The organism is Pseudomonas sp. SDO5271_S396 (assembly GCF_054071795.1).
Map to the genome: position 1 here is coordinate 26,828 of NZ_JBSVWB010000054.1, position 14,403 is coordinate 41,230.

Annotated in this window: 11 protein-coding genes; 6 read left to right on the forward strand and 5 right to left on the reverse strand. The window is 59.9% G+C overall.

Going from position 1 to position 14,403, the window contains the following annotated elements:
* Positions 1–34: 34 nt before the first annotated feature.
* The 5 genes from ACW9IN_RS25975 (at position 35) to ACW9IN_RS25995 (ending at position 9,392) form a co-directional block, all read left to right on the forward strand.
* On the forward strand, positions 35–304 hold the full coding sequence (locus ACW9IN_RS25975) for a hypothetical protein (protein WP_457368527.1): 270 nt from the start codon (positions 35–37) through the stop codon (positions 302–304).
* Positions 305–723: 419 nt separating this feature from the next.
* Positions 724–4,764: a DUF1592 domain-containing protein gene (locus tag ACW9IN_RS25980; protein ID WP_457368528.1), complete on the forward strand. Its 4,041-nt coding sequence runs from the start codon at positions 724–726 to the stop codon at positions 4,762–4,764.
* A gap of 2 nt (positions 4,765–4,766) precedes the next feature.
* Positions 4,767–6,137 carry a DUF1552 domain-containing protein gene (locus ACW9IN_RS25985; protein ID WP_457368537.1) on the forward strand — a complete coding sequence of 457 codons (1,371 nt, stop codon included), beginning with the start codon at positions 4,767–4,769 and terminating at the stop codon, positions 6,135–6,137.
* Positions 6,138–6,391: 254 nt separating this feature from the next.
* The gene (locus ACW9IN_RS25990; protein ID WP_457368529.1) at positions 6,392–7,555 is read left to right on the forward strand and encodes a cysteine desulfurase family protein; all 1,164 of its coding nucleotides are present in this window, start codon (positions 6,392–6,394) and stop codon (positions 7,553–7,555) included.
* A gap of 28 nt (positions 7,556–7,583) precedes the next feature.
* The gene (locus ACW9IN_RS25995) at positions 7,584–9,392 is read left to right on the forward strand and encodes an aminopeptidase P family protein (protein ID WP_457368530.1); all 1,809 of its coding nucleotides are present in this window, start codon (positions 7,584–7,586) and stop codon (positions 9,390–9,392) included.
* Here ACW9IN_RS25995 and ACW9IN_RS26000 read toward each other — a convergent pair.
* Positions 9,385–10,293 (reverse strand): LysR family transcriptional regulator, encoded by a 909-nt coding sequence (locus ACW9IN_RS26000; RefSeq protein WP_457368531.1) that lies wholly within the window; start codon positions 10,291–10,293, stop codon positions 9,385–9,387. The two genes, ACW9IN_RS25995 and ACW9IN_RS26000, sit on opposite strands and share 8 nt — an antisense overlap.
* A gap of 114 nt (positions 10,294–10,407) precedes the next feature.
* Between ACW9IN_RS26000 and ACW9IN_RS26005 the strand changes: the two genes are divergently transcribed.
* Positions 10,408–11,400 carry a zinc-dependent alcohol dehydrogenase family protein gene (locus ACW9IN_RS26005; RefSeq protein ID WP_457368532.1) on the forward strand — a complete coding sequence of 331 codons (993 nt, stop codon included), beginning with the start codon at positions 10,408–10,410 and terminating at the stop codon, positions 11,398–11,400.
* Here ACW9IN_RS26005 and ACW9IN_RS26010 read toward each other — a convergent pair.
* From ACW9IN_RS26010 to rhtA, 4 genes are all read right to left on the reverse strand, one after another.
* Positions 11,397–11,987 (reverse strand): 2-hydroxychromene-2-carboxylate isomerase, encoded by a 591-nt coding sequence (locus ACW9IN_RS26010; RefSeq protein WP_457368533.1) that lies wholly within the window; start codon positions 11,985–11,987, stop codon positions 11,397–11,399. The genes ACW9IN_RS26005 and ACW9IN_RS26010 overlap by 4 nt on opposite strands.
* Positions 11,988–12,021: 34 nt before the next feature.
* Positions 12,022–12,753, reverse strand: a complete 732-nt coding sequence (locus ACW9IN_RS26015; protein ID WP_457368534.1) for an SDR family oxidoreductase — start codon at positions 12,751–12,753, stop codon at positions 12,022–12,024.
* Between the two features lie 108 nt (positions 12,754–12,861).
* Complete coding sequence (locus tag ACW9IN_RS26020; protein WP_016980214.1) at positions 12,862–13,143, reverse strand: hypothetical protein; 282 nt, start codon at positions 13,141–13,143, stop codon at positions 12,862–12,864.
* Between the two features lie 167 nt (positions 13,144–13,310).
* Positions 13,311–14,198 (reverse strand): threonine/homoserine exporter RhtA, encoded by an 888-nt coding sequence (gene rhtA, locus ACW9IN_RS26025; protein ID WP_457368535.1) that lies wholly within the window; start codon positions 14,196–14,198, stop codon positions 13,311–13,313.
* Positions 14,199–14,403 lie beyond the last annotated feature (205 nt).

Here is a 14,403-nt window from a genome sequence, read left to right on the forward strand (position 1 = left end):
ATTGACTCGAAACCTCCTTTGCAGGGCCCTCGCCATGAACCGATTTCTCGCTGTTTCGTTATTGCTTGTCACCGCTGTCTTGGCTGGATGTGCGACCCACCCTTCACCCGAACTGCGGCCCTACACGGCGGATGAGACGAAACAATTGGCGCTGGAAGCGTTGAGCCGGCGGGGGTTGTCGTTCGATGAATACCAGCAGCAGCGCGCTGCGTTGATGGGGCAGCCGCAGAAAACGTTCGGTTTCGATCAGCAGGCCGAGATGAATGCCCAGCGTGCGGCCCAGCGCAGCGGTCGGGCGAGCTGAGCGCTATCCGACGGCAGGTAGCGTCGGGGTTTGACGGCGAGGTATCCCCCAACTAGAACTTAGCGGTAGCAAGCCATTCATCTGCACGGTGCAGGTGAAGGGTGGGGTCGAGTGTCTGTAGGTTCCTGTCTCTATGGCTTTGCGCCATGTCGTGGTCACGCAGTGGAATAGCTTCGCAAGACATTCAAAACTGGAGCTCTGAAGCCCATAAGCGTTTCGGATGGGTTTCCTGCCAGGTGTTTCGCAGCCGGATCGTAAATGGGTAGTCCTTCCTGGATGGGAGAACCACTTGGCTTGCCATTGGATTGCAAGTCATGAAGCTATTTTCGAATGCGCGCCTTCTGATACCAAGTGTCTTCATCGCATTGGCCGCACTGGGTGTGCTGCTCTATTTCTTATACATGCCCGTTCGGGGGACGTTGCCTGATGGGCCGCATGAGGTGTGTACGGCGCCGCTTTATGAACCCGGCAAGGTCTACGCACAGGGCGACCGGGTGCAAAACGTCGGTCGACAGTTCGAATGCTGGAAGTATGAAGAGGCGCCGCTGGGTATCGGCAGTTGGCAATGGTGCAAACAGGTTGACTACAACCCTGGAAAGCCTGCGGGCAATGGCGCGATCATCTGGCCGGACGCCTGGAAAGACCTGGGTGAATGTGGCGGTTTCCAGGGCAATCGTCTCACCTTGAGTTTCGCTACCTTGAGTGGGCGGGGGCCTATTGGCAATCCGGTACCTGGAGTGGCGCGCGCCGACCAAATCGTCACTGGGGTGTTGCGCTGCAAAACCGAAGAGATCCCCATCAGTGCCAAATCTGGCGAAACGGTCCATCTCGATAACCTGAAAGCCTGCGATTACCAATTGGTGATGAACGGGGTCGATGGGTTTGTGCCGTTGAATACGCCGCGTATCGTTTCGTTTGTACGCGATGAGGGGGAGGAGCAGGCGGTTACGCTGAAGTATCGGCCACCGGTACAGGTGGGCAAGCTCAGTGGCCTGCCCGGTATCAAGATCGAGCTGTTTGCCCAGGGGCTGATTCAGCCTCGGCAGATGGCCATGGGCAAAAACGTGCTGTACGTCGGCTCCAGTGCGATTCCCTCGTACGTCTATGACGGAAAAATTGCCGATATGATCTACGCCTTGCCGCTGGACAGCGCGGGCAAACAGACCACCATCCATGTGCTTGCCAGTGGTTTGGAGGAGCCCCACGGCGTGGTGTATCGCGACGGTGATCTGTACTACTCCACCACGGGCGGCCTCTATCGCGTGCGCGACGTTGATGCGCACTACAAGGACCCTTCGCCCGAGCTGGTATTCAAGTTTCCGGCTGATGATTCGGTCTTTCCGCTGCCGCCTGTCTCCTCCGGTTCGAGCACGCGTTTCTGGCACATGAAGCACCCTCTGCATTTCAACCCCCTGGACCCAACCGACATTGGGCTGTACACCGCAGTCGGCATACCCTGCAACCTGTGCATGATCCCGGCCGACCCGCGCTATGGCACGTTGTTGCGTTACGACACGGTGACCGGTCAGGCGCAGATACTCGCAAAAGGCGTGCGTAATTCCGTGGGGTTTGACTGGAACCCCAGGACCGGTGAAATCTGGTTTACCGACAACAATCGCCAGGGTTACCCCAACCCCGATGAGATCAATCGCATCGGCGGCGCGAATCAGCATTTCGGTGTGCCTTACCGGTTTGGCAAAGGTACGCCGGGGTTTACCGAAGAAGAGTTCAGCAACCCGGATGTCATCCAACCTCCTCTGGTGCAGGGTGCGATCGTTTCCGACAAGTCCTTGCAACAGATCGATCCGAAAGACTATGTACCTGCAGCCTTTGAACTGGGGACCAATACGGCCCCTCTGGGGCTCAAGTTCTGGGAGGGCTTTCCGGCACGTGCGGGGATCCAGAACCTGCTGGTGGCCGTGCACGGTGCCGGCACGGCGGAGCGGCCGGGCATGGACGTGCGGGTCGTCTCGATCCAGAACGGCACGCGGGTGGTTAATCAGATCCCGTTGATCAACGGGTTCATTCAGGATCCGCAACGTTTTGATGTGTATTGCCTGGACGATTCCTGCATTGGACGGCCGACCGATATCCTCGAGCTGGCGGACAAAAGCCTGTTGATATCCGATGACGTCGCGGGGGTGATCTACCGCGTCAGCTATGATCCGGCGGGCTTGCCAGAGACGCAACTCAGCCTGCGGCCGATGCTGGCACCGGCTCCGGAGCTGGAAGATGAAATGATCAGTGGCACGCTGGTCTCGCCGGGAGGCAATACACGCCAGTTCCATACCTCGTTCAACCCTGCAGACAGTGAGGCCGCGTTGATTCTCAAGGGGTTGCCGTACGGTACCTATCAGGTGCGGCTCAATGATGTAAAGAACTGGATCCCCCAAACCCGTAACACGCAGGTCGTGTTGTCAGCCGAGAACAGCAAACAGGCGGTAAACCTGCAATACCGTGAGCGGCCGATCAAGCTGGATATCAAGATCACGCTGCTGGCCCCTCCCAGGCCAGCGTCGGTAGCGGCGGCGAAGTGGCACTTCACGGTGCAGAAAAAAGAGCCGGCAGATGCTGCGCCAGAGGTGGTCGAGGTGCCTTGGGGGGAGAGCATTACCCGGCTCTTCGATTACGGAGAGTACGACCTCATCTATCCGTTCTTTGCGCAAGAGAAACCGCAGCCGGAGCGGGTGCCCCTGCGTATCAACGAAGAAAGCCAGGACGAACAATTGTCGCCGATCGCCTATCGCCATGAACCGAAGCTGGGCGAAGCGGTGTTGGCTGAAGCCTGTACCAAATGCCACGCGGTCGAGTTTTTCAAGAACCTGCGTATGGCGGTGGCGTGGAGCGCCGCCGGCCAGGATGCACTGGTGCGGCAGGTGCAGAGCATGCCGGTGGCCGGGCATTGCGATACCGCCTGCGCCACCGAGGTCAGCAAGCACTTGCTTGATGTGGTCTGGGCACCGTACCTGAATCCGACGGGTGCCCATGGCTTGCGGCAGGTTCGCCTGTTGACCCGTGACGAATACGCAAACAGCGTTTGGGATGTCCTGGCGGTAGCGGTCAATGTCGAGAAACTGCCTGCGGATAAATCGGAAAAAGACTTCAAGTACCCGGGCGAGGCCAGCACGGGCTTTTTGCAGGCCGAAGACATCAAGCAACTGTACGACATGGCCGTATCCATCGCAGAGCGGGTAGCGTCCGAGCAAATCAGCCGTCTTGAAACAGCCAGCGGTCTAAAGACGGTGGAGGCGTTGGGTTACTCTCTGTTCCGTCGTCATCTGACTGAGGCAGAACGGGCACGTTATCAGGCGGTACTGGATGCGCAGGGCCAACCGGCGCTGGTGACGGCATTGCTGCTGTCGCCCAATTTCCTGTATCGCTCGGAACTGGGGCAGGCGGTGGCGGGGCAGGCTGATGTCTACCAACTGACGCCTTACGAGATGGCGGCGGCCTTGTCCTATACGTACCAGGGGACTACCCCGGATGCGCACTTGCTGGACAAGGCCGAGCGCAATGAGTTGCAGACCCCGCAGCAAATCACCGCTGAAATCGATCGGATGATGCGCACCGAGCGTGGCCTGGAGCACTTCAATCGGTTCATCGGTTATTACATCAAGACCCAGCGCGGTGTGCAGGAAAAGCCGGGATTGGACGCGCCGATGATCCAGCTGATGGCCCAGGAGCAATCTCTGCTGACCCGCCATGTGATGCTTGAGGGCAGGGGCACGCTGGACGAGTTGTTCAATCCTGGCGTGACCTTCCTCAATAAGGCGTTGGCCGAGCATTACGGTATTGGTGGAGTGACCGGCGATGCGATGCAGAAGGTGGCGGTGGATGAAAAGCGCGGTGGTTTGCTGCACCTTGGGCTGTTCCAGGCCGCGACCTCCGACTACAAGGTCACTTCGCTGGTCAAGCGCGGTATCGCGATTCGCGAGAATCTGTTCTGCCGAGAGTTCGGCGCGCCGGTGGAGGCTGAACCGACGGAGCCTGCCTACCCGCCGCGTGCAATCACGACCCGTGAGCGCTGGGACCTGATCAACGGTGAGCAGGCGTCGGGGGGACGCTGCTGGCAGTGCCATCAGTATATGAACGACACCGGCGCGTCGATGGAACACTACGACGCTACCGGGCGCTATCGCCAGCAGGAGCCAGCCTACAACTACGCACAGTTCCCGGTGCAGTTGCCGATCAAGTCGTCGGGGCCCTTTATTGGCGTCGACGGCACGGTGCCTATCGAAGATGTGCGGGACATCTCCAAATTGATCGCGCATAACTCGGCGTCGTTGTTCTGCATGGCGGACAGCTACTTCCGTTTTGCGTCGGGTAATAAATCCGACGAGTCCACTTCCGCGACGGTCAAGGCAATTACCGACGGGCTGAGGGACACCGGTTCATTGCCGGCGATGCTGCGCACGCTGGGTACCTCCAACGCGTTCCAATTCAAGACGCAGAGGGATTGATCATGGATATCTTGAAAAGCCGTCGTCGTTTCCTGACCGGGTTGGCCGCACTGGGCGTATTTGCACCACTGACACAATGCGGCCTTGCTCGCATGGCGTTGGCGGGTCAAACCCAGCAAGCCAAGCTCAAGGTTGTGTTTTTTGTGGTGCCGGATGGTTTGGCCGTGGACTCCGCGTCGGCTTACTCCAGCGATGGACGAGGTCTCTGGCATCCGAGTGCCAGTGCGCTGGATACGTCGGACTTTCAACTCAATGAGGTCAGCCAGGAGCTTGCCGCGTACAAGAACCAGTCCCTTTACCTGCGCGGCACAATTCTGGGACCGGGTAACGAAGGCCACAACGGCTGGACCTGGGCCCTGCGCGACCGCGAGAAAAAGATGGCCTCGATCGATGTGTTGCTGGGGCGGCATATGCCCGGTACGGATCCGTCTCAACGCAGTCTTTTTTCCGGGCCGCACTCGGGGATCGATGGCACTGCCTGGCACGTATCGTGGGAGGGGCCGGAAAATGGCGGTGCAATGCGCAGGCCCGAGCAGGACCCGGTGTTGATGTACGAAAAGATCTTCGGCTCGGTCAGTCGAGAGGTGCGTGAGCAACAAACGCGCAACAAACATGTGTTCGACCCGGTGCTGGCCGATATCAATGAACTCAGGGGCCGGCTCGCCGGAGCGCAAAAACAGAAGCTCGATACGCAACTCGATTCGGTGGAGCAAGCCATGAAGGACATGGAGGAAACGCTGCCGCCGATAGGTGAGTGTTCGCCGTTGGCGCTGGAGGAGGTGCCGTTCAAATCCGCGCAGTTTCGTAACCAGGTACAAAACAGCCATCATCAGGTGGTTGCGACGGCGCTGGCGTGTGGTATCACGCGTGTTGCCACGGTGCAGATCGGGCGTTCGGCGGAGTCGCTCAATATTCTGGACGTGAGTGATGTGACCAACCCCCATGACTGTGCCCACCGTTACGCCGGGCTGGAAGTGTGGAAGAAATCCCGACAGTGGTACACCCAGAGGGCCAAGCTGTTTCTGGATGAGTTGGCGCGTCATGCTGACCCTGATGTGCCCGGTGACAATTTGCTCAAGCACACGCTGGTGGTGCTCACCAGTGAAATGGCCGATGGGGCCCCGGAGCATACAAAGGATATGCCGCTGGTGTTGATGGGCGGGGCTGGCGGTTTGCTTAGAAGCGGTGATGGCGCAGGACGTTATTTCAATATCACTGCGCAGGGTGACCGGCATCAGGAGGGCAACCCTGTGATTGGTAATACCTTGGTCGATATGCAGCGCATCTGGGCCACTATCGCCATGGCGGCGGGAACCCGTGTGCCATACGCTGGGAATGTGGATCCGGTGACGGGGATATTCACCAACGTTTGAACGGCGGTGCACACGAAGAAAAAAGCCGAAAAGTCTGCGGGGAGAGACTTTTCGGCTTTTTGCATTTAGGCCCAATCGTTCTAACGGCCCGGCCATTCAGGCTGTTAAGCTGAAATCAGGAGCGTTCCTACGCACATTTGCAATAAAGTGGTCTTTCTTCAACGGCATTCGATCGGTTAAACCTGACGGCCCTGTCCCGGTCGATGCCCCTGAGGCCCTGCTCTCGGGAACCTGCTCTGCGAGTCTTGACTGTCATGAATAAACGTCCGTTGTATTTCGACTACGCCGCCACCACGCCGGTGGATGAGCGGGTCATCCAGGTGATGGTTGAATGCCTGGGCTTCAACGCCAATTTCGGCAACCCTGCGTCCAGTTCCCATGCGTTCGGTCAGGCGGCCCGGCAAACGGTTGAGCAGGCGCGTCGCCAGGTGGCGGAACTGGTCGGTGCCCAGCCCGGGCAGATCGTGTGGACGTCCGGCGCCACGGAATCCAACAACCTGGCGATCAAGGGCGTGGCCCAGGCGCGGGGCGTGGCGGGTGGGCATATCATCACCAGCCAGATCGAACACAAGGCCACGCTGGACACCGCCCGGCAATTGCAGGAAGCCGGCGTGGCCGTGACCTTCCTGGTACCGGATGCCAACGGTTTGATCAGTGCCGAGGCGGTTAGCGAAGCGTTGCGTGATGACACTTTTCTGGTGTCGCTGATGCTGGTGAACAACGAGTTGGGCACCCTGAATGACATCCCGGCCATTGGCGCGCGGGTGCGTGAGCATGGCGCGTTGCTGCATGTGGATGCGGCACAGGGCGCGGGCAAGGTGGCCATCGATCTGGCCCAGTGGCCGGTGGACCTGATGTCGTTTTCTGCCCACAAGCTGTATGGCCCCAAAGGCATCGGCGCGTTGTATGTCGGCCCGCGTGCGCAACAGAAGGTGTTGGCGCAGATTCACGGCGGCGGCCATGAGGGCGGCTTGCGTTCCGGTACCCTGGCGACGCATCAGATTGCCGGCATGGGCACCGCGTTTGCCCTGGCTGCGCAGGCGTTTGCCGAAGAGAAGGCCACGATTGTCGCCTTGCGCCAGCGCCTGCTGGACCAACTCGCCTCGGTCGCGGGGATACGGCTCAACGGCAGCCCGTCCCAGCGCATTCCCCATACCCTGAGCCTGACCTTCGATGAAGGCGAGTTCAATGCCGCAGCGCTGAGCGCGGGCATCGCGTTTTCGGCCACCTCGGCCTGCAACTCGGCCAGTAATGCGCCGTCCCACGTGCTTCTGGCACTGGGGCATGATGCGCGCAGTGCCGGTCGCACCATTCGGCTGAGTCTGGGCCGGTTTACCACCGAGCAGGATATTGACCAGGCCGTTGGCCTGATCAAGGCCGCTCTCGCCAGTGCGCCGGCGTTTTGGGCGAACACATAACAATTATTCGTGGTTAGCAGGAGAAACAATGAGTACGCAGCCTTTGACCCATGGAACGGTCCCCCAGCGCCTGGCGCATACCCGTGAGCTGATGAGCCGCGAGGGCATTCACGCCCTGCTGGTGCCGTCGGCTGACCCGCATTTGTCTGAATACCTGCCGGGTTACTGGCAGGGCCGTCAATGGTTGTCGGGTTTTCATGGCTCGGTCGGCACGTTGATTGTCACTGCGGATTTCGCCGGTGTCTGGGCCGACAGTCGTTACTGGGAGCAGGCGACGAAGGAACTCAAGGGCAGTGGCATCGAACTGGTGAAACTGCAGCCTGGTCAACCCGGGCCCCTGGAGTGGCTGGCCGAGCAAACCCCCGAAGGCGGTGTGGTGGCGGTGGACGGTGCGGTCATGGCCGTGGCCTCGGCGCGTACCTTGGGCAGCAAGCTGGCCGAGCGCGGTGCGCGCTTGCGTACCGACATCGACCTGTTGAATGAAGTCTGGAAGGACCGCCCGAGCCTGCCGGATCAGCCGATCTATCAACATTTGCCGCCGCAGGCCACGCTCAGTCGTGGCGACAAACTCGCCGCGTTGCGCGCCAGCCTGAAAGAGAAGGGTGCCGACTGGCATTTCATCGCTACCCTGGATGACATCGCCTGGCTGTTCAACCTGCGTGGCGGGGATGTTTCGTTCAACCCGGTGTTTGTCTCGTTTGCCCTGATCAGCCAGCAGCAGGCCACGCTGTTCGTGGCGCTGAGTAAGGTCGACGCCGAATTGCGGGCCGTGCTGGCGCAGGATGGCGTGACCCTGCGCGACTACAGTGAAGTGGCCGATGGGCTGCGTGCGGTACCCGCGGGCGCCAGCCTGCAGGTTGACCCGGCGCGGGTGACCGCCGGGTTGCTGGAAAACCTCGATGCGGGCGTCAAGCTGGTCGAAGGGTTGAACCCGACTACCTTGGCCAAGTCGCGCAAGAGCCTGGCCGATGCGGAGCATATCCGTCTGGCCATGGAGCAGGACGGCGCGGCACTGTGCGAATTTTTCGCCTGGCTGGACAGTGCGCTGGGGCGCGAGCGCATCACCGAGCTGACGATCGATGAACACCTGACGGCCGCGCGGATGCGTCGCCCGGGGTATGTGTCGTTGAGCTTCAATACCATTGCCGGGTTCAACGCCAATGGAGCAATGCCGCATTACCGCGCCACCGAAGAAGAACATGCGCTGATCGAAGGCGATGGCCTGTTGCTGATCGACTCGGGTGGTCAGTACCTGGGCGGTACCACGGACATCACGCGCATGGTGCCGATCGGTACGCCGAGCGATGAGCAGAAGCGTGATTGCACGCGGGTGCTCAAAGGCGTGATTGCCTTGTCCCGCGCGCAGTTTCCCAAGGGCATTCTGTCGCCGCTGCTGGACTCGATTGCGCGTGCGCCGATCTGGGCTGAAGGCGTGGACTACGGCCACGGTACAGGTCACGGTGTCGGTTATTTCCTCAATGTGCATGAGGGGCCGCAGGTCATCGCCTACCAAGCGGCCACCACGCCGCAAACCGCGATGCAGCCGGGCATGATCACTTCGATTGAACCCGGTACGTACCGTCCGGGCCGCTGGGGCGTGCGTATCGAAAACCTGGTGTTGAACCGTGAGGCGGGCAAGACCGAGTTCGGCGAGTTTCTCAAGTTCGAAACCCTGACGCTCTGCCCGATTGATACCCGCTGCCTGGTGCCGTCGCTGCTGACGGCGGATGAGCGTGAGTGGTTCAACGCCTACCACGCCGAGGTGCGTGAGCGCCTGAGTCCGTTGGTGAGTGGTGCTGCGCTGGAGTGGCTGCAGGTGCGTACCGCAGCTATCTGATCGGTTGTAGCTCGGGGGCCAGGGCCAGGGCGTCGGCCATGTAGTCGACAAACGCCTTGACCCGGGCCGACTGGCGCCGATTGGCTGCCAACACCGCGTGGATCGGCAGTGACGATGGGGTGTAGTCCGGCAGCAGCGCGACCACGCGGCCGGCCTTCAAATCATCGTAGAACAGCCAGAGGGGCGACAGCGCAATGCCGAGCCCGGTCAACACCATCTCTCGCACCGCCTCGGAGTTATTGCTCTGGGCGTTGCCGGTGATGCGCACCGCTTGCTGTATCCCTTCTTTCTGGTAGATCCATTGGTTCTGGCTGCTCAACAGGCTGAACAGCAGGCAATTGTGCTGCGTCAGGTCCTGCGGGGTTTGCGGGGCAGGGTGCCTGGCGAGATAAGCCGGGCTGGCGACGGTGATGCGATGGGTGGTGCCGATTTGCCGGGCGATCAGGCTGCTGTCGCGCAGTTCGCCGATGCGCAGGGTCACGTCCAGCCCTTCGCTGACCAGATCTTGCAATTGATCGCTGAGTTGAAGGTCGACCTGTACGTCGGGGTAGCGCTGCAGGAAGCCCGCAAGGCGTGCTGCAATGTGCAGGCGACCGAAGCTGACGGAAGAGCCGATACGCAAAGGGCCCGCAATGGTCTCTTTGCCGGTCTGGAAGCTGTGCTCGGCAGCGTCTACGGCGGCTAGGATTTTCCGGCAATGGTTGTAGTACCGCTGCCCCTCATCAGTGAGAGACAGTTGGCGTGTGCTGCGGGAAATCAGCTTGCCACCCAGTTCGGTTTCCAGGGCGCGCAGGATTTTGCTGATGGTCGGCTGGGTGGTGTGCAGTTCCCGGGCGACGGCGGAAAAACTGCCGCGTTCGATGACTCGAACGAAAATCGCCATTGCGTTGAGTTTGTCCATGGGGTGTCCGATTCATGCCATATGCGCATGGGCACTATAGCTTTTTAGTGCCTTATCGGCATGGAGAAGCGCGGGGATGATGGCCACATTCCCTAAACACCCGAGATCATCGACATGACTGATACAACTGAAATGCAGGCGCTGGTAGTGGACACGGTCGATGCGCCGTTCCGATTGACGACGATGGCCAAGCCGGTGGCGGGCGAAGGGCAGGTGTTGGTGAGGATTCGTGCCAGCGGCCTTAACCCGCTGGATGGGAAAATTCGCGCAGGTCAGGCCGCCCATGCCCGACAGCCCTTGCCGGCCGTGATCGGCATGGACCTGGCGGGCACGGTAGCGTCGGTGAATGGCGTCGGTGAATGGCGTGTGGGTGATGAAGTCTACGCGCTGGCAACAGGGATCGGTGGTGCACAGGGCTCGCTGGCTGAATACGCTGCGGTCGACGCGCGTCTGCTGGCCAAAAAGCCGGAGACCTTGAGCATGCGCGAAGCGGCGGTGCTGCCGTTGGTGCTGATTACCGCATGGGAAGGGCTGGTGGACCGTGCCCGGGTAGGCGCAGGGCACAAGGTCTTGATCCAGGGCGGCGCGGGCGGGGTGGGACATGTTGCGGTGCAACTGGCGATTGCCCATGGTGCAGAGGTCTTTGCGACAGGTTCCGCCAGGCACCGCGCTGTTATCGAGGGCCTGGGAGCCACGTTTATCGATTACCAGCAACAGACGGTGGAGGCTTACGTGGAGCAATACACTGCTGGCGAAGGGTTTGACATCGTGTATGACACGGTGGGTGGGGAGAGCCTGGATGCGTCTTTTCGCGCGGCCAGAACGTATGTCGGCCATGTCGTGAGTTGCCTGGGTTGGGGCCAGCACAGCTTGGCACCGTTGTCGTTCCGTGGTGCGACTTACTCGGGCGTCTTTACGTTGTTGCCGCTGTTGACGGGCAAGGGGCGTGAGCACCACGGCGAGATTCTTGCCAAGGCCGCCGGTTTGATCGATGCCGGCAAGCTCAAGCCCATCCTGGACCCCCGCCGTTTCGACCTGCACACGGTAAATGCCGCCTACGACTTACTGGCAAGTGGCGCGCAGGGGCGTTTGGCGATCGAGATTTAACGCAGTGCTTCGCGCACAAACTCCAGACGGTCCTGACCAAAGAACAGCCGATCGCCTACAAACAGGCTGGGCGCGCCGAATACGCCGCGTTGTACGGCTTGTTCGGTCTTGTCCTTGAGGGCGGTCTTGACGGCCTCATCGTTGGCCAGGGCGAGGATTTCTTCGGGATCAAAACCATGCGCGGTCAGCACTGCCGCCACGACGGTCAGGTCCCCCAGGTCGCGGCCTGCGACCCAGAGGGCGTGGAACAGGCAGTCGACAAACTCGTGGAAACGTTCGGGCCGGTGCAATTGCATGCCGGTAACGGCGCGCATCAGCATCAGCGTATTGATGGGGAAGTGCGGGCTGAACTTGAGGGGGACGTTGTAGCGTTGTGCGTAGCGCGCCAGGTCGTCGAACATGTAACGGCCCTTGGCGGGGATGGTGATGGGGGACGCGTTGCCGGTGGCTTTGAAGACCCCGCCCAGCAGCATCGGCTGGTATATCAGCCGGGCACCGGTTTCGGCGCACAGAGACGGTAGTTGGGTGTGGGCCAGATAAGTGGCAGGGCTGCCAAGGTCGAAGAAGAACTCCAGGGTTTTACTCATGGTCGCTGCTCGCTGTTTATTGTTATGGGAGGGCTTACCAGGGTTCATTCCAGGGGCGCAGGTCCAGTTCAAAGGTCCAGGCGTCCCGTGGCTGGCTGTGCAGGTACCAGTAGTTCTCGGCGATATGCATGGGGTCGAGAATGCCGTCCTGGTCTTTGAGGGCATATTTCTGCGGGAAGTTGTCGCGAATGAATTCGGTGTCGATTGCCCCGTCGACCACGATATGGGCGACATGGATATTTCTGGGGCCGAGCTCACGGGCCATGCTTTGAGCGAGCGCCCGAATACCGTGTTTGGCGCCCGCGAATGCAGCGAAGCCGGCGCCTCCGCGCAAGCCTGCGGTCGCACCGGTAAAAAGAATGGTGCCGCGATTACGGGTGACCATGCGCTTGGCCACTTCGCGCGCATTCAGGAAACCGGAAAAACAGGCCATTTCCCAGATCTTGAAATACTTGCGGGCGGTCTCTTCAAGGATGCTGCAAGGCACGTTGGCCCCGATGTTGAAAACGAAGGCTTCAATGGGGCCAAGTTCGGTTTCAATCTGTTCGATCAGGGCGATGACGTCTTCTTCTTTTCGCGCGTCGCTGGCAAAGCCATGCGCTTCCCCGCCTGCCGCATGAATACTGTCGACCAGAGGTTGCAGTTTTTCGGCGCTGCGACGGGTTACACAGGCGACATAACCTTCGCGGGCGAAGCGCTTGGCAATGGCACCGCCGGTTGCGTCTCCGGCGCCTACGACCAATACGACCTTCTTGTTGGGTGTCATGGGAACTCCACGGGCTCATGTGTCGAGCAGGAGTTTAGCCGCAGCGTCGTGAAGGGTTGGGTCTGTCGCGGGAATTTAATGGGAGCAGCCTGGTGGCTGCTCGGACTGTTACTTGCAGATGACGATCATACTGCGGCTGGTATAGCCGGCAGGGTTGAGACCGAAAGGGTAGTCCCCGGGTTCTTCTGAATTGTCACCGGACTTGGCGATGACCCGATAACCCTTGGCGCCGCATGAGTTGGTTGCACTGGTGTAGCACTGGTCCCAGGAAGAAGACAGGCCGGAACAGTTGATGTGCAGCCCTTTTTTACCCCGTTTCACTTCTGTTTTGGTGGTCGCGGCGCAGCCAGCGATGGCCATGACCATCAACAGTATCAAAATTCGCTTCATTCCTATCCTTAATAGCCGCTTCGCAACCATGCTGGAAGCAGGCTCTACTCGCTCTCGAGTGTAGCGTTCGCGCTGTCCTTGTCGAAATTCTCCATGAATGGCATTCGTTTACGACCTAAACATGGCTTAAATGAGCGGTAAATGCCAGAGCTACCTGCAAAGATCGGTCAATCGGCTGCAACCGGCGGCGTTGAGTCCTTGCGCATCGTCAGCGTGGCACCGACAGAGGCCAGGATGATGCAGGTGATGGCCAGCCATTGAGCGAGGGACAAGTGCTCGTGAAGGAATAACAATCCAGATAACGCACCGAATGCCGGCTCGATGCTCATAAGTGTGCCGAATGTGCGGGCGGGGAGGCGGGTGAGCGCGACCATTTCCAGGGTGTAAGGCAATGCGGTAGACAGGATGGCGACGCCGATCGCGAGGGGGATCAAGGCGGGGGTCAATAGCGCGGTACCGGCATGAATGATGCCGATGGGCGCCACAAATAGCGCAGCAATCATTACGCCGAGGGCGGCGGTTTGTACGCCGTTGTCATTCCCGGCCTTCTGGCCGAACAGAATATAGAGCGCCCAGCAGACGCCGGCGCCGAGTGCGTAGGCTGCGCCGACCAGATCGATCCCATTGCTGGCTTGTCCTATTGGGATGAGCAGAAGGAGGCCGATGATTGCGAGGCCGATCCATAGGAAGTCTATCGCACGCCTTGACGAATAGATCGCTACGGCCAACGGGCCGGTAAATTCCAAGGCAACGGCAATACCCAGCGGAACGCTGCGCAGTGACATATAGAAGAGAAGGTTCATGCCGCCGAGCGCTAACCCGTAGACCACCACGGTGCGCAGAGACTTGGCGGTGAGCCTGGCGCGCCATGGACGCAATAGAAGCAGCATGATGACACTGGCGAAGATGAGGCGTAGTGCAGTGGTGCCTTGGGCACCAGCGATAGGAAACATGCTTTTTGCCAGTGATGCGCCGGACTGGATGGAGGCCATGGCGATCAACAGCAGGCCTACAGGAAAGAATACCGTGGCCAGGCTGCGGGGTGGGGTGGTCATTGAGTATTTGTCCGGGGGTCATAGTAGAGAAGCAGAGGACGCTATGATGCTTAACTGTTTAGGTGTGAGCAATATACTGCTCAATTATTCCACTGAGGCTTTATATGAGGTGGGGTGTTTAGAGAATTCAGGCGGGCTGATAGAAAACTCAAATTAAGTGTTGACGGCGAATTTTATCTGTCTATAATTCGCCCCACTTCCGGCG